14 protein-coding genes are annotated in these 14,880 nt (G+C 65.4%); 6 read left to right on the top strand and 8 right to left on the bottom strand.

The window, feature by feature from the left end; all coding sequences use genetic code 11:
- Positions 1 to 111 precede the first annotated feature (111 nt).
- The gene (locus AV929_RS00520; protein ID WP_196219965.1) at positions 112 to 1,062 is read left to right on the top strand and encodes a DUF4382 domain-containing protein; all 951 of its coding nucleotides are present in this window, start codon (positions 112 to 114) and stop codon (positions 1,060 to 1,062) included.
- Positions 1,063 to 1,075: 13 nt separating this feature from the next.
- Here the strand turns inward: AV929_RS00520 and AV929_RS00515 are convergent, their stop codons facing one another.
- From AV929_RS00515 to nirK, 4 genes are all read right to left on the bottom strand, one after another.
- Positions 1,076 to 1,687 carry a hypothetical protein gene (locus AV929_RS00515; protein ID WP_014039146.1) on the bottom strand — a complete coding sequence of 204 codons (612 nt, stop codon included), beginning with the start codon at positions 1,685 to 1,687 and terminating at the stop codon, positions 1,076 to 1,078.
- 36 nt (positions 1,688 to 1,723) lie between these two features.
- Positions 1,724 to 2,620 carry an alpha/beta fold hydrolase gene (locus AV929_RS00510; protein ID WP_050037352.1) on the bottom strand — a complete coding sequence of 299 codons (897 nt, stop codon included), beginning with the start codon at positions 2,618 to 2,620 and terminating at the stop codon, positions 1,724 to 1,726.
- A gap of 6 nt (positions 2,621 to 2,626) precedes the next feature.
- A complete protein-coding gene (locus AV929_RS00505) occupies positions 2,627 to 3,370 on the bottom strand; it encodes a DNA polymerase sliding clamp (RefSeq protein WP_004516027.1) in 744 nt (247 codons plus the stop codon).
- 159 nt (positions 3,371 to 3,529) lie between these two features.
- Positions 3,530 to 4,615, bottom strand: coding sequence for a copper-containing nitrite reductase (nirK, locus tag AV929_RS00500; RefSeq protein ID WP_064287083.1), 1,086 nt, complete (start codon positions 4,613 to 4,615; stop codon positions 3,530 to 3,532).
- A gap of 319 nt (positions 4,616 to 4,934) precedes the next feature.
- Between nirK and AV929_RS00495 the strand changes: the two genes are divergently transcribed.
- Positions 4,935 to 5,726, top strand: a complete 792-nt coding sequence (locus tag AV929_RS00495) for a 23S rRNA (uridine(2552)-2'-O)-methyltransferase (protein ID WP_014039149.1) — start codon at positions 4,935 to 4,937, stop codon at positions 5,724 to 5,726.
- 18 nt (positions 5,727 to 5,744) lie between these two features.
- On the opposite strand, the gene AV929_RS00490 is transcribed toward AV929_RS00495, so the two are convergent.
- Together AV929_RS00490 and AV929_RS00485 are read right to left on the bottom strand one after the other, a co-directional pair.
- On the bottom strand, positions 5,745 to 6,443 hold the full coding sequence (locus AV929_RS00490; protein ID WP_064287082.1) for a queuosine precursor transporter: 699 nt from the start codon (positions 6,441 to 6,443) through the stop codon (positions 5,745 to 5,747).
- Positions 6,433 to 6,609, bottom strand: a complete 177-nt coding sequence (locus AV929_RS00485; RefSeq protein ID WP_007187877.1) for a ribbon-helix-helix domain-containing protein — start codon at positions 6,607 to 6,609, stop codon at positions 6,433 to 6,435. Before AV929_RS00485 ends, AV929_RS00490 begins: the two co-directional genes overlap by 11 nt.
- A 121-nt stretch (positions 6,610 to 6,730) precedes the next feature.
- On the opposite strand from AV929_RS00485, the gene AV929_RS00480 reads away from it, so the two are divergent.
- Complete coding sequence (locus AV929_RS00480) at positions 6,731 to 7,159, top strand: hypothetical protein (RefSeq protein ID WP_064287081.1); 429 nt, start codon at positions 6,731 to 6,733, stop codon at positions 7,157 to 7,159.
- A 30-nt stretch (positions 7,160 to 7,189) separates the two neighbouring features.
- On the opposite strand, the gene AV929_RS00475 is transcribed toward AV929_RS00480, so the two are convergent.
- Entirely contained in the window at positions 7,190 to 9,382 is a 2,193-nt protein-coding gene (locus AV929_RS00475; protein ID WP_064287080.1) for a twin-arginine translocase subunit TatC, read from the bottom strand.
- Between the two features lie 104 nt (positions 9,383 to 9,486).
- On the opposite strand from AV929_RS00475, the gene AV929_RS00470 reads away from it, so the two are divergent.
- Both AV929_RS00470 and AV929_RS00465 read left to right on the top strand, forming a co-directional pair.
- Positions 9,487 to 11,103 (top strand): twin-arginine translocase subunit TatC, encoded by a 1,617-nt coding sequence (locus AV929_RS00470; RefSeq protein ID WP_064287079.1) that lies wholly within the window; start codon positions 9,487 to 9,489, stop codon positions 11,101 to 11,103.
- Position 11,104: 1 nt separating this feature from the next.
- Entirely contained in the window at positions 11,105 to 11,734 is a 630-nt protein-coding gene (locus AV929_RS00465; protein WP_064287078.1) for a histidine phosphatase family protein, read from the top strand.
- A gap of 4 nt (positions 11,735 to 11,738) precedes the next feature.
- Here AV929_RS00465 and larE read toward each other — a convergent pair whose 3' ends face one another.
- Complete coding sequence (larE, locus tag AV929_RS00460) at positions 11,739 to 12,611, bottom strand: ATP-dependent sacrificial sulfur transferase LarE (protein WP_064287077.1); 873 nt, start codon at positions 12,609 to 12,611, stop codon at positions 11,739 to 11,741.
- 142 nt (positions 12,612 to 12,753) lie between these two features.
- On the opposite strand from larE, the gene AV929_RS00455 reads away from it, so the two are divergent.
- Entirely contained in the window at positions 12,754 to 14,802 is a 2,049-nt protein-coding gene (locus tag AV929_RS00455; RefSeq protein WP_064287076.1) for a helix-hairpin-helix domain-containing protein, read from the top strand.
- Positions 14,803 to 14,880: the final 78 nt, after the last annotated feature.

Raw genomic sequence — 14,880 nt, 5'->3', positions numbered from 1 at the left:
TTGACCTATCGCGGGGCATATACGCACCAGTCCCATCCCACGTCATGGAATGATTTCGTTCGCAACAGCAGAGACAGTAATGATAGCGGCGCAGAACGGGGAGCGACGCCAATGAGACGACGACGATTCATCGCCACGGGCGCGGGCGTCGGGGTCGGTCTCCTCGCCGGCTGTTCCGGGTCGAGCGACTCCGGCGGGTCTGACGGGACCAGCGGTGACGGAACCAGTGACGGCGGCTCCACCGACGAGGACGCGATGACGGACGACGGCGGAACCGTTGGGACGTTCCGGCTGCTGATCAGCGACCAGCCCGCGGCTATCGGCGACTTCGACTCGCTCGACGTGTCCTTTTCACGGGCCCGCATCTTCCATGCAGGCGGGGAGGATACAGGGAGTGAGACCGAAGCCACGGAGACGGCCGGGGCAACCGAGACGAACGAAACTGCCACGACGGAGGCGACAGAGACAAACGAGACTGCAACGGCCGAACCGACCGAGACGGCGGAGATGGACGACGTAGACCAGCCGGAGGACGAAGCCGACGAAGATGAGACGGAAGACGAGGAGGGCGACGACAACAACGGCTTCGTCGTCCGCGACCTCGACGGCGCGACCGTCGACCTCACCGAGGTCGTCGGCGACAAGGCCATCGGCGTCCTCGACGGCGAACTCGAAGCGGGCCGCTACAGCAAGATCGAACTGTACGCCGAATCCGTCGACGGGGTCGTCGACGGGGCGTCGGTCGACGTGAAGATCCCGAGCGAGAAGCTCCAGCTCACCAAGCCGTTCGAAGTCGTCGCCGGCGAATCGGTCGACTTCGTCTTCGACATCAACGTCGTCAAGAAGGGCAACGGCGGCTACAACCTCCTACCGGTCATCTCGGAGAGCGGCGTCGCTGGCAAGGACGTTGAGGTGGAGGAAGTCGGCGAAGGTACAGATGCCGACGACAATGACGATGACGACGAGGAGACCGAAGTCGAGACGACGGAAACCGAGGAAACGGATCGCGACTCGATGACGGAGTCGGACCAGCGCGGCAACGAAACGACGGCCGCCGAGTAACGCTCAGCTACGCTTAGTCTTCGATTCGGGACTCCAGTTCCTGAATGACCTCGTCGGTCGTCCCGCCGTCGCCGCGAACCGCCTGCGTGTAGCGTTTGTATTCTTTGGGAGACACCTGGACAGTCTTGGTCTCGCCTTTGTGCGAAATTTCCAGTTTCACGGTGCCGTGTGGGTTGTTCCGTCGCCGGAAGCTCGCCATCGCCGTGAAGACGAACCAGAACGCCACGCACGTCCCGATGAAGTACGCCATCGTCGTTTCGAACGCCAGCGTCTGTCCGCCCACCGTCCAGTTGTAGGGATATGCTACCTGAAACAGCCCGACGCCGACCAGACAGAGGAATGCGCCGACGGTGACACCGCTCTGTTCCCGGCGGCTCGAGGGGAGCACGGCGACGACACTCAGGAACATTGCGGGGATTCCCAGCCCACCCAGCGTCCCGCCGAGTTTCTCGGCGGCGTGGGGTGCAGTTGCGCCGACGACTGCCGACAGCGGCGTCGTCACCAGAAGTATCGCCACGACCACCGCCAGCGCGCCGACGAACCCCAGGGTCGCACCGGCAACGACGCGGCGGGGATCGCGTCCCTCCCAGCGCCGGTCGTTGTACGCGTCCCCGAGATTCTCCATACCGGCCCGTTGGCACCCGACCCACAAAACGGTACGTCAGACGCGTGTGCGACGCTGTACGGCGGCCAGCGCGCCGTCGCCAGCAGCTGTCAACGTACCGAGATGGTCGCTGTCGACGAGGTCGAGCGAGGCGTCCGGAAGCCGCTGGGCGAGGGCTTTCGCCGTCGACGGGGCGACGTTGGCGTCGTTTCGTCCCTGAAACACAGTAACCGGCACTGAAATGTCTTCGAGGGCAAACGGCCATGGCTGTGAGAGGAGTCGCTGCTCGCGGATGATCCCGCTTGGACCGCGTGCCATCGACGTGAGCATATCCGCACGGACGACCCGAGCCACCTCGTCGGCTGCCAGGGCGTCTGTTTCCGGTGTCTCCTCGGCAACGAACCCGACAGCGTAGGACGGATCCCGGCGGAGGGCGAACCATCGTTGCAGCCGGAAGAGTCGCCCGAGCGCCCACGGAGCGTGTCGGGACAGCGACCCCACGAACTGCTGGACGCGCCCCGTCGAACCGATTGACGGTGGGCCGCTGCTGCCCAGGAGCGCGATTCGCTCTATCTCGGGCAGTCGGTGACAGGCCAGCGCGAACGCGCCGCCGCCGGAGAAGCCGACGGCACCAGCCGCGTCGACATCGAGATGGGACAGGAGGTTCGCGGCGTCGTCCGGCCAGTCCTCGAACGTAACAGCTGCGTCTTCGGAGTTCCCGATGCCCGGCCGGTCCGGAGCGATGAGGTTGATGCCGCGTTCGCGAGCCGGCGCGGCGAGCAGCCGTGCGGCGACGTGTGATCCGGGGGTACCGTGACAGAAAAGGACCGGATAGCCGTCGGCGTCGCCGTAGGTGGCGTAGGCCAGCCGCCGACCGTCAGGGAGCGAGAGCGACTCGGTCTCGGAATCGTTCGGCAGCCAGTCGGTGGCCGGAATCGGCGGCGCGGACCCCATCCGTCGTTATTCGCTCTGGATGCGCGGTGCGAGCATGTACGTGACTCGGCCCTGCCCCTCGGCGAAGCTGAAGTGCATCTTGACCGGGAACTCCTCGCCGAGTTCCATCTCGACCTCGGCGTCCTTCGGGATGGCCTTGTTCATGTTCTTCAGGTAATCCAGCGAGAACAGCGAGTGGGCGTCCCCGGGAGTGAGGTCGATGAGGTCGTCGCGGGTGAGTTCGAGGTGGACGTCGTCGGTGTCGCCCTCGGCGTCGACGTAGAACAGTTCCTCTGTCGCGTCGACGCCCAGCGCGATGTGGTCGCTGACCATGTCCGCGGCGGTGACCGACCGGTCGATGTCCTTCCCCTCGATGACGATGTTCGCCGAGAGGTCCAGGTCCGGGAGGTCGGGCTCCTGACGGATGGAGTCGGGGTCGATAAGGGCGAGGGTGTATTCCAGGCCGTCGATAGAGATGTGGAGCTTCCGTGTCTCTTCGTCCAGATCGAGGTGGACGAGCTGGCCGGCGTCGGCCATACCGGCGATGTCTTCGAGGCGGGAGAGGTTGACGCCGATGAGCCCACCATCAGTCTCGTAGGACTCGAACGCCGCCGCGTCGAGTCGCAGGTCGACCATTCCAACGTTTGCCGGGTCGACTGCCCGGATTTCCAGCCCGTCTTCTTCGAGGTGGATCTTGCACTCGTCCACCAGCACGCTCACAGAGTCGAGAGTCGCCTGGAGCGTGTCTGCGCTCACGATGGCGTTGAACATCTTGAACCGGACTATGCCCCCATCCATTAAAAAGTCCCTCATTGAAACCGCGTGCGCGCGAGCGACCGAGGACGGGCCAGCGGTTACGAGCGACACCGGTTATCGAGTAATCGGGCCGAACGCGAAGCGGCAGTGCGGAGCGTTACTCCGGCGAAGCGGTCAGACCTCCGGTTCGAACACGTCGGGGTTTGCCGCCCCTTCACGGTTGATGACAGCCATCATGCCCTTGCGGGCGACCCGGGAGAGCGCGTGGTCGACCAGTTTGATGGGTCCAGGCACCTCGGCGTGGAGGGTCGCGATGGCACAGGACCCCGGCTTGACCGGCGTGGTCTGGACGTACTTGTTCGGCGGCCCAGCGATAGAGCCCTGCTGCCAGACCTCGTCCCAGACGGAGCCGATGGGGTGGAAACTGGAGTCGAGGTTCGGACCGCCGGTCACGAAGTACACCCGGGCTGTCTCACCCACCTGCATGCTGGGCGCGCCGTGAACGTCCGGCGTGATTGCGTACTTCTCGCCGTTCATCAGGACGTACGTCGGCTCTTCGGCCGCCATCGCCTCCATGTCGAAGTCGTGGTGCCCCTTCTCGCCGGTGTCGCCGGTGGTGTACAGTTCGTGCTGGCCGAAGTAGAACTCGTGGTCCACTTCGGGCAGCCCCTCTTTCGGCTCGACGAGTATCATCCCGAACATCCCCGAGGAGATGTGCATATCGAGGTTCGGGACGGCGCAGTGGTAGATGAACGCGCCGGGGTAGGTGGCCTTGAACCGGAACGTCTTGGTCTGGCCCGGCGTGACCATCGACGCCTCAGCACCGCCACCGGGGCCGCGGACCGCGTGGAGGTCGATGTTGTGGGGCATCGAGTTCCCCTCCTCGTTCGTGATGGTGAGTTCGACGGTGTCGCCACGGCGGACTCGGATCATCGGGCCGGGAATCTGGTCGCCGAAGGTCATGTACGTGTAGGTGACGCCCGGCTCAATCTCTGCGACCTGCTCTTTGGTGGTCATCTCGACCGACACGGTCTTTGGCTCCGACCGGTCGATTGGGTCCGGGATTGCGGTCGGGTCCGCGGCAATACGGTCGACGTCAGTCTGTTGTGCGGCGTTCATAGCTGGCTCCTGTGGGGTCGTCTTCGCCTCGGTCGGTTGCTCTTTTGCGCCCGGTGCGCTGGCACAGCCCGCAAGCGCGGCCGTGCCGACGCCCAGGGCTTCTAACACCCGCCTCCGCGTCGCCGTCGGAATGGTTGACATTGGGAGGTCACTTCCTACAGATAGGACTCAGCGCGTGACCTGTATATATGGGGACGGCAAATCTCAGCCGCTGAGACGCGTTCTTGCGCGGTAAGAATGGCTCTGAACGTGTTCGGCTTGATGGTAAAGCACGTAGTCACGTCCTTGGCGCTTGCCCTGATTGTCGGTGCGGCAATCGACTGGCGACTGTCGTGCCGTGGCTCGGCCGGAAACTTCGAGTCGGCATCCATTTCAGCGCTGACCGCCTTCCCACTACTATGACTGCGATTTCGCCGCATTTCGGCGCTCAAAACGTGTCACAGCGCGGTGTGTGGTAACCATGTCGGGCAAAGACGACTACTACAACAGAGCGAAGCAGGAGGGGTACCGCGCGCGGTCGGCCTACAAGCTCCAGCAGCTAGACGACACGGCCGGCTTGCTGGGCGAGGGGCGGACCGTCGTGGACCTCGGCGCTGCCCCCGGCGGGTGGATGCAGGTCGCGGCCGAGCGGATCGGCGAGCGCGGGACGCTGGTCGGCGTCGACCGCCAGACCATCGACGAGCTGGAGGACCCCGAACCGACCGTCGAGTACGTCCGCGGCGACATGACCGAGGACAGCACGAAAGACGAAATCCGCGAAATTGTCGGGGAGAGCGACGGCAGCGGCGGCCCGGTCGATGTGGTCATCTCCGACATGGCCCCGAATATGACCGGCCAGTACGACCTCGACCACGCCCGGTCGGTCCACCTGGTCCGGCAGGCCTTCGAGGTCGCGACGGACCTGCTCGACGCGGGCGGGGACTTCTGTGCGAAGGTGTTCGACGGACAGGACCTCGACGACCTCATCGCCGATATCGAACCGGAGTTCGAGTACGTCCGTGAGGTCCGCCCCGACGCCTCCCGTGACTCCTCCTCGGAGCTGTATCTGGTTGCGAAACACCGCCTGACCGGGCCGGTCCGCGAGGGTGACATCGTCGAAGTCACTATCGACGACATCGGCGAGGAGGGTGACGGTATCGCTAAAGTCGAGAATTTCACTGTGTTCGTCAGCGGCGTCGAAGCGGGTGAAACCGTCGAGGTCCGCATCGACGACGTGAAGCCCCGGTACGCGTTCGCCGAACCGGTCGAGTGAGCCGCTGGCAGTCGTTTTTCAGTCGGCCCGTGCCGGGGTCGGTGCGACGTCGTTTCGCCGGGCGAAGCCCACGACAGCGTAGACGAACGGCGTGTCGAGGACGGCGATAGCGAGCTTCAGCAAGTACTGGCCGACGATGAGCGCCAGTGCCTCGGCCGGCGGGACGCCCTGAAACAGGATGAAGCCGACGCCGACGAAGATGACCGTATCCAGTAGCTGGCTGGTGGCCGTCGAACCGATGTTACGGAGCCAGAGTTTCTCGCCGTCGGTTCGGTCCCGAAGCCAGTGGAAGACGAACACGTCCCAGTTCTGGCTCACGACGTAGGCCGACAGGCTGGCGACGACGATGGCCGTGCTGGCCCCGAGGACGTTCTGGAAGGCTGCGAGGTCGACCGGCTGTGCCGCCTGCGGGAGGCCGGGCGCGAAGATGGTGCTCCAGACCAGCGCCAGCAGGACGAAGTTCATCGCGAAGCCGACGTTGACGACGACCGTCGCGGCTCGGCGGCCGTACAGTTCGGCGTAGCAGTCGGAGGCGAAGAACGTCAGCGCGTACGCCAGCGCGGCTCCGGGCAGGACGAGCGTCGACCCGGCAAGCGGGAGCGAGAACGGCAGCGAGAACGCGAGTAGCTTCGAGGCCGTCACCTGTGAGGTGACCAGCGCCGTCACGAACAGCGCGACGAGGCCGACGCGCACCGCCTCCGACCGCTCACTGGTCATCGTCGAGTCGTCCCTGGCGTTCATCGATGTCGTCGAGCATGTCAAGTGTCTTTCGTACCGAGGCGCGGATAGCCTCGCTCCGGTTGACGAACTTCCCGTCTTCGCCGACGTGCTTGTCGATGTCGTCCAGCAGTTCGGCCGGGACCTCGACGCTTATCTTGGGCATATCTGAAGAATATATCAAGAGTATCTTATGGGCTGTGGTTTGACGACCGGCGGTGAATAGGCGGCGTGCGCTGAGACAGCTCTCCGATAGCTTTTTATTCCGCATTTATTTACAGAAAAATATGGGAAAGTTGAAGCGACGCACAGTACTCGGCAGCGTCCCGCTGATGGTCGGACTAGCGGGCTGCAGTAATGAGAACAGTGCTGAAGAAGACGACACCACGACCGAACGTAACAGTTCGACGGACACTCGTCCGACGACAGCGGATTCGACTCCTGTCAGTGAAAACACTATCCGCATGGGCGTCGATGATGAAAACCACGTCGCGCCAGACAGCATCACTATTCAGTCCGGAGCGGGCGTCCACTTTCAGGCAGTTTCCGGAAACCACGAAATCTACTGCACTCACGACAGGCCGGACGGGGGCAAAGCCTGGAGCTTCAGTCTAGAGGAAGGGGAGTCTCGGGGGATTGTCATCGAGGTCACGGGCCGTTACGAGTATCACTGTGCGTTCCACGACCGGAACGGCGGCACAATACTCGTCGAATAACGGTCGACGTGTCGCCGCTACGAACAGCTATCAGTCAGCCGGTTCGCTGCGGCGGTTCGTCGTCCGCCGGCCGCCGAGCGTGTACACCCAGAGGATGCCGAGGCCGAGCATGTACGAAAGCGCCGTCGGAATGCCGACGATGAACATCGTGAAGATGCCGCTGGGCGAGAGAATCGCCGAGAGGGCGACGATGGCGATGACGACCTCCCGCCAGCGCTCGTACATCAGGTGGAACGGGATAATCCCGCCCTTGTGGAACAGGAACATCGTCACCGGGATCTCCGCCAGCAGGCCGATCCCGATGGTGAGGAAGAACACGAGCCAGCCGAACTTGCTCACCCGGTAGGCGATGACCATGTTCGAGTTCAGCTGGTCGTAGGCGATCCAGGAGATGGTCATCGGGGCCACGTAGAGGAAGCCGAGAAGGCTCCCGCCGATGAGCGCGGCGAACAGCGTCCCGCCCCAGATGCCCAGGATGTTGCGGTTGCCGATGACGAGGCCGCGCTCGCGCATCGCCGGCCACGCGAAGTACAGCACAACGGGGATGACAGAGACGGCCCCGAGTATCGTCGAGAACTTGACGATGAACACCAGGTGCTCGACGGGGTGGAGCGTGACGATGCTCACGTCGGCGGCCATCTCCGGCGGGAGCCTGCTGACGAACGTCCGCTGTATCGACCCGATGCCGCCCTGATAGAGGAACAGGAACGCGGCGGCGAGCACTGCCCCGAAGATGCCCAGAATCACGAACGCCCGGGAGGCCAGCGCGCTGAGGATGAACTGAATGTCGTAGTAGTAGCCGCCGATTTCGTCTTCCGTAGTCTCGTCCTCGGTGAAGGCATCGACCATGCCGGCGGTCGTCGAGGTGAACACGCCTGCCTCTTCTTCGTCCGCTTCGGCGGTCTCGTCCGCGCCGTCGCCACCGTCACCCTCCGAGTCGTCCTCGTGGGCCATGTCCCACCGGTCGAGGACGGCCTGTGCTTTCTCCTTGTTGTCGTCCGCGAGGGCGCGGTCGGCGTGGGCGAGCGCCTCGTCCTCGGTCATCTCCTCGAACACTTCCGGCGGAGCAACCTCGACGGCCGAGGCGTTGAGTTCGTCGATGTCGATGGCTGTCGGGTCGCCAACCTGACCGGGGCCGGCCTTCTCCGAGAGGGCGGTCAGGACGTGGTAGTAGAGGACGACGACAGCACCGATGACACCGAACACGGCAGCGAGAAGCAGTGCCGTGCTCTCGACGGGGAGTCCGAACAGCGCCGGCGGCTGGATGTCGCCGGTGAGCCGGTCGGAGGGGAACACCTCGGCGAACCGCTGAACGTACTGAAATGCCGGCGTCGCCAGGACGTAGTACACCACGCCGCCGCCCAGCACTGCACCGCCGAGAATCGTGTTCCAGTGCCCGCGAGCGACGGCGCTGGTACTGACGAGGTCACCGGAACGCCTGACCAGCATCGCGAGCTTCGCCAGCGCGAGGCTGATGCCGTAGAGACCACACAGCGGCGCGGCCCACATAATCTGGGTGAAGGGGTCCGGCGGCGAGAACAGCGCGCCGAAGGCGAAAATCCCCATTACCGCGTAGCGCCACTTGTCCCGGAACGTCTCGTAGGGGATGATCTCGGTGTAGGAGAGCACCGTCATCACGAGGGGCAACTGGGCGGCGAGTCCGAAGGAGACGGCCAGCAGGAAGACGAACTGGAACCACTTGACGATGGAGTACTGTGGCGTGAAGCCGGCCTTGAACGCGTCCCCGGCGAGGAAGTTGAACATCAGCGGGAAGAACAGTTCGTAGGCGTAAGCCACGCCGCCGAAAAACAGACCTAAGCTGATCGTGACGAACAGCGCGCCCTTCCAGGTCGGGATGTGCTCGGCCGGCCACCAGCCGCGCTGGCGGAGTCCGTCGCGGCCGAAGTAGATCAACAGCGGCAACGACATGAGAATCCCGATGACGGCCCCGATTTTCACCTGGAGGAGGATGACGTCGAAGGGCGTGACCGCGACGATGCTCGTGGCCTCCTGCGTGGTGAGGTCCATCTGCGAGTACAGGAGATCGGCGCGTAGCGTGTCCCAGACGCCGTACTGCAGTCCCATGATCGTGCCGATCATCCCGATGACGAAGACGATGAACACCTTCTGGAGGTGCACCTGTGCCGAACGGAGCATCGCGCCGAGCGTCGCGCGCCCGCTCTGGACCGTCTGGACGGTGTCCTCGTCGATAGCACTCGCCATCTTCTCTGTGCCTAGCCCAGTGGGCGTTATCAATTTATTCATCCCGGTGACGGTCACTGCTCGAAAAGAAAGTTTACAACACCCACCGTCTAAGCCCGGAACAGATGGAGGACGGTGACGAAGACGACGAGCGGCGCGGGTCCGAAGAGCCGCCACTACCGTCCGACGACGAATCCGACGAGTCGTCGATCCCCACCGACCCCGTGGCCGAGGCCGATGCCGATCGGGAGACGGACGAAGTAACGAGCCCCGGTCCCGCACCGGCCGGCGGCAATGAGGATACCGTTGGCTCTCACGCCACGCCGACTGAATCCGAATCCAGCGCCGGGCTGTTTGACCGGGACGCGTCGGACATTGCCGCCGCTGTCCCGGCAGATGTCCCGACCGACTGGGGCAAGTCGACGCCGTCACCGGCTGGTGGCAGTGCCACACCGACCCACGGCGGCGGGAACGCGCCCACCTACGACCCGGATGAGGACATCGTCGATGAGGGCGCGCCCGACGACGAGGAGATGCCCCTCGCCGACCACGTTGAGGAGATGGCGATGCGCTTGTTCGTCGTCGTCGGCGTGATGGCCGTCGTCGCCGTCATCGCCCTGCCGTACTCCGACGAACTCATCAATTTCCTGTGGTACTCCTTCCTCGATGGCCCGGCAAGCCAATGCGGTCAGGTCGCGACGAATGCCGATGGCAGTGTCGTCGAAGGGGCGGACTGTCCGAACGTGTACAACCCGCTCGCGCTGATTCTGGCGCGGCTGAAAGTGTCCTCGCTAGTCGGCTTTATCGCTGCCTTGCCGGTGTTCGTCTACCAGACGTACTTGTTCATGCGGCCGGGACTGTACCCCCGCGAGCGGCGCTACTACCTCGCGGCAGTCCCGACCAGTCTGGTCCTCGCAGCCGTCGGCGTCGGCTTCGCGTACTTCGCCGTGCTGCGGGCGATGTTCGACTACTTCATCACCTACTCCGACCGCGCGGCCGACCTGGCCTTCGGCCTGAGCGAGACGTTCAACCTCATCATCCTGATGCTCGGGCTGTTCGCGCTCATCTTCCAGATTCCGCTGTTCGTGATGCTTGCGGTGATGATGGGCGTGACGACGCGCCAGTGGCTCCAGGACCGGCGGCTGTACTTCTGGGGTGGCTTCGCCGCCGTGGCGTTCCTGTTCAGCCCGGACCCGACCGGGATGGCCCCGCTCATGGTCGCCGTGACGATGATCGGCCTGTTCGAGGGGACCCTGCTGCTCCTCCGGTGGACCGGCAGCACGTCGCCGGTGCCGACGGCCGACGACCTCGCCGCTCGCCGTCCCGCCGCGTGGCTGGTCTTCGGTATCGCCGGCTACCTGCTCAGCCCCGCGCCGGTCCCGACGGGCTACTACGAGCGGCTTCCGGCCACCGTCACCGAGACGCTGGCGGCCGTCGGCCTCGGGAACGCCACGCCGATGCTCGTCGGCGGCGGGATGATCGTCCTGTTCGAGGCGCTAGCCTACGTGAACAAGAACTACTACGGCTCGGTCAAGCTCTGGCGCGGGTTCCGGGCCGCCCGCCTGCCGGTGTGGGCCGTCGCCATCGTCGTCGGCTACCTCGGCAGCCCCGACCCGACGCTGTTCCGCCTCGTGAACCAGTTCAGCCTCCCGCGAAACGCCGCAATCGCTGTCGCCGCCGGCCTCATCCTCCTCTACGAGGGGACCATCGCCGTCGCGCGCTGGCGAAACCGGGGTGAATAAGATGGGAACCCTACTTGTCGCCCGGCACGGCGAGACGACGTGGAACCGCGACGGGCGCATCCAGGGATGGGCGCCGAGTCGGCTGACCGACCAGGGACAGGAGCAGGCCACGGCGCTCGGGGCGTGGCTCGACGACCGCTACAGCGTCGACCGCGTCTTCGCCTCGGACCTCCGGCGCACCCGCGAGACGGCCGCCGCAGCCAACGACGGCTACGGTGGCCTGCCCGACCCTGAGTTCGAGACTGACTGGCGTGAGCGCGGCTTCGGAACCATGCAGGGCCTGTACGCGGAGGAACTGCTCGATGAGTTTCCCGGCCACGACCGGGACGCGAGCGTCATCTCACTCGATGCGGCCCCGGAAGGCGGCGAGGGCATCCCGACCTTCCGCGGACGGGTCGAGTCGGCCTGGGACCGGGCAATCGCGACGACCGACGCCGGTGAAACCACGCTGGTGGTCACCCACGGCGGCGTCATCAAGGTCCTGTTGGCGAAACTCACGGATATAGACCCGGACGCGGCGCTGGCCGAACACTCACAGGCGAACTGCGCCGTCAACGAGATTCGGCTCGATGGGGACAGCCCCGAACTGGTCGGCGAGGAACTGACTGGCTGGCGGACGTTGCTTGACTGAGCCCTCAGTCGACGGACGGGTAGTCAGCGTCGAAAACGTTGCTGACCACGTCTTCTTCGGCTGATTCTTCCGTTTCTGGGCTCACACTTCCTGTCTCGTAGCCGTGGAGATCCAGCGTTACGTGGTCGAAGCCACAGTCCTCGATGTGGTCGCGGGCGGTGCGAACGAAGTCGGGATCAAGTGCGGTTTCGAGTTTTTCCTCGCCGACTTCGATGCGGGCGAGGCCGTCGTGGTCGCGTACGCGGAACTGCTCGAAGCCCCACGTTCGCAGGAGGCGCTCGGCCTTCTCGACGCGGGAGAGGCGTTCCTCCGTGACTTCGAGCCCAGTCGGAATCCGCGATGAGAGACACGCCATCGAGGGCTTGTCGGCTACGGAGAGGTCGTACTCGCGGGCGATTTCGCGGACTTCGGACTTCTCGATGTCGTGTTCCAGCAGCGGGGAGTAGGCGTCCAGTTCTTCGACGGCGCGCAGGCCGGGGCGGTGGCCCTCGCCCACGTCGGAGGCGTTCGTCCCGTCACACACCACGTCGATGCCGAGTTCGCGGGCGCGGTCGTACATCGCGCCCAGGCGCATCGACCGGCAGTGGTAACACCGCATGTCGTCGTTCTGGATGAACTCGTCGCTGTCGAGTTCGGAGAACTCCACGATTTCGTGACGGATACCGATCTCCTCCGCGACGCGCGTGGCGTCCGTCAGTTCGGCAGCGGGGAGCGTCTCGGACTTGGCGGTACAGGCGATAGCGTCGTCGCCGAGGGCGTCGTAAGCCAGTGCGGCGACGACACTCGAATCGACACCACCGGAGAAGGCGATCAGCACGCCGTCTCGCGATTCGAGGTCTTCGCGGGCGGCCGCTAGCTTCTCCGAAACAGCAGACATGGGATTCCTTTCTCGGTGGAGCGCAAAAACGCCTTCGCGTTCGGTGTTTAGCTGACGTAGTCGAAGCGGTGTCGACTACCCACTCTGCCGCCGGAGCCGCTGGCAACGGGTTTTTTCTCGCTGGCGTCGAATGGGCGGGCAGATGGAGCTCGAATCGGTTCCGGGCGTCGGGGCAAAGACAGCCGCGGCGCTCCGGGAACTAGACGATCCGGAGGCGGCACTTCGGGACGGCGACGTGGCGTCGCTCGCACGCGCACCGGGCATCAGCGAGGGCCGGGCCGCCCGCATCGCTCGCGGTGCGATCCGGGCCGAACACGACGACCCCGGTGGGTTCACCGCGACGAAACGCGCCCGGGAAATCCACGAGGATGCACTGGCCCTGTTGACCGAGCGGACAGTGACCGACTACGCCGCGAAGCGACTGGAGACGATCTATCCCAGCGGCGTCCGCAGCCGCATCGAGGAGGTCCGGGCGTTCGCCGAGTCGGCGATGGCCCGCGACCCCGACCCGGCAGTTCTCGACGCCCTGTCGGCCGTCGAACCGCTTTCTGAACCCGGCGACGTGCGGGTCCGGGACCGCTGTCTGGCGACCCGCGACGCCGAGCGCTACGCCGACGCGCAGGCCGCGATTCCGGAGGTCAGTGTCGAGGTCGTCGACGACGCCCGCCAGCTGGCCGAACTCGCCCGCTCGTACTCGACGGTCGTCGCGCTGGACGAGGCCTTCGCCGGTGTTGACGTGGATGGCGATGTCCGGGTAGAACCGAACGCGCTCGAAGAGCCCGAATCCGTCGTGCCCGAACGCGTGCTCACCTTCTTCGCTCGCAACCGCGACCGGATACGGGCCGCTGCCGAGGTCCACCGCGTCGCCGACCTCGATTCGCCGTGTGATCTGGAGACGCTCCTGTCGGCGCTCGACCAGCTAGACGAGGACGGGAGTGTCAGCGGCGACGAGGAACTCGACCGCCTCGCCACCGCTGTCGACGATCTCGACGCGGCGGTCTCCACGGCTGAAAGCGTCGCCAACGACCACCTCCGGGAGGCCATCGAGGAGCAGGACGTGACCATCGAGGGGACGGACCTGCTGTCGCTGGTCGAACGCGGCGCGGGCGTCGACTCGCTGCTCCAGCGCGAACTGGCCGACGAGTACGCCGCCGCCGTCGAGAAAGCCCGCGACCACCTCGTCGACGCGCTGGCGCTCCGAGACATGGAGGCGACGGCGCGCCGGGCGTTCCCCGACGAGCCCGCCTATCCTGTCGAACACAGCGAGGATGTCGTTGCCCGTCTCCGCGAGGAACTGACTGCCGCGCGCGACCAGCGCGCGACCCGCCGGAAGCGGGAACTCGCCGACGACCTCGCCGAGATGCGCGACGACGCCGCGGCGCTGGTCGACGCCGCGCTGGAACTCGACGTGGAGCTGGCCATCGCCCGCTTCGCCGCGGACTTCGACTGCACGATGCCGGACCTGACCGAGTCCGAGGGCGTCGCCATCGAGGGCGGGCGCTCCCCGCTGCTGGATGTCCCCTTCGAAGCCGTCGAGCCCGTCGATTACGCTGTCGAGGGTGTGACGGTCCTCTCGGGGGTCAACAGCGGCGGCAAGACATCGACGCTGGACCTCGTGGCGCTGGTAACGACCCTAGCCCACATGGGCCTGCCCGTCCCGGCGGAGTCTGCCCGCGTCGGCCGGGTTTCGGAACTCCACTACCACGCCAAGACCCAGGGCACGCTGGACGCCGGCGCGTTCGAGGCCACGCTGCGGGAGTTCGGGGACCTCGTCGCGGACGTCGATCACCGCAACCCGGGACGAGACGACGGTGCCGCTACCGACGGCCCAGCGGCCGGGACCGACGACCGCCCGGTGATGGTGCTGGTCGACGAACTCGAGTCGATAACCGAACCCGGGGCCAGCGCGAAGATTATGGCCGGCATCCTCGAAGCGCTGGGCGAACGGCAGGCCACGGCGATTTTCGTCTCCCACCTCGCACGCGACATCCGCGAGGCCGCCGAGACCGACATCAGCATCGACGGCATCGAAGCCAAGGGGCTGGAAAACGGCGAACTGCGGGTCGAGCGCTCACCGGTGAAGGGAAAGCTCGCCCGGTCGACGCCGGAACTCATCGTCGAGAAGCTCGCCGACGACGGTGCCGACGATGCCGATGGGTTCTACAGCGACCTGCTCGGGAAGTTCGAGTAGCGACCGCCGGCGAAACCGCGATCCCTCGTGTACCTGTCACTGCTCGTGAAGCTGTGGCAAATGGTTAAGTGGGCCGCG

It is taken from the genome of Haloarcula sp. K1 (genome assembly GCF_001647155.1).
Classification (GTDB): Archaea; Halobacteriota; Halobacteria; order Halobacteriales; family Haloarculaceae; genus Haloarcula; species Haloarcula hispanica.
The sequence above is the reverse complement of the archived record's forward strand: the minus strand, read 5'-3'. Positions and strand labels throughout refer to the sequence as shown.

Coding starts and splice junctions, on each gene's coding strand:
- AV929_RS00520 (WP_196219965.1), top strand. CDS start 112: ATGAGACGACGACGATTCATCGCCACGGGCGCGGGCGTCGGGGTCGGT.
- AV929_RS00515 (WP_014039146.1), bottom strand. CDS start 1,687: ATGGAGAATCTCGGGGACGCGTACAACGACCGGCGCTGGGAGGGACGC.
- AV929_RS00510 (WP_050037352.1), bottom strand. CDS start 2,620: ATGGGGTCCGCGCCGCCGATTCCGGCCACCGACTGGCTGCCGAACGAT.
- AV929_RS00505 (WP_004516027.1), bottom strand. CDS start 3,370: ATGTTCAACGCCATCGTGAGCGCAGACACGCTCCAGGCGACTCTCGAC.
- nirK (WP_064287083.1), bottom strand. CDS start 4,615: ATGTCAACCATTCCGACGGCGACGCGGAGGCGGGTGTTAGAAGCCCTG.
- AV929_RS00495 (WP_014039149.1), top strand. CDS start 4,935: ATGTCGGGCAAAGACGACTACTACAACAGAGCGAAGCAGGAGGGGTAC.
- AV929_RS00490 (WP_064287082.1), bottom strand. CDS start 6,443: ATGACCAGTGAGCGGTCGGAGGCGGTGCGCGTCGGCCTCGTCGCGCTG.
- AV929_RS00485 (WP_007187877.1), bottom strand. CDS start 6,609: ATGCCCAAGATAAGCGTCGAGGTCCCGGCCGAACTGCTGGACGACATC.
- AV929_RS00480 (WP_064287081.1), top strand. CDS start 6,731: ATGGGAAAGTTGAAGCGACGCACAGTACTCGGCAGCGTCCCGCTGATG.
- AV929_RS00475 (WP_064287080.1), bottom strand. CDS start 9,382: ATGGCGAGTGCTATCGACGAGGACACCGTCCAGACGGTCCAGAGCGGG.
- AV929_RS00470 (WP_064287079.1), top strand. CDS start 9,487: ATGGAGGACGGTGACGAAGACGACGAGCGGCGCGGGTCCGAAGAGCCG.
- AV929_RS00465 (WP_064287078.1), top strand. CDS start 11,105: ATGGGAACCCTACTTGTCGCCCGGCACGGCGAGACGACGTGGAACCGC.
- larE (WP_064287077.1), bottom strand. CDS start 12,611: ATGTCTGCTGTTTCGGAGAAGCTAGCGGCCGCCCGCGAAGACCTCGAA.
- AV929_RS00455 (WP_064287076.1), top strand. CDS start 12,754: ATGGAGCTCGAATCGGTTCCGGGCGTCGGGGCAAAGACAGCCGCGGCG.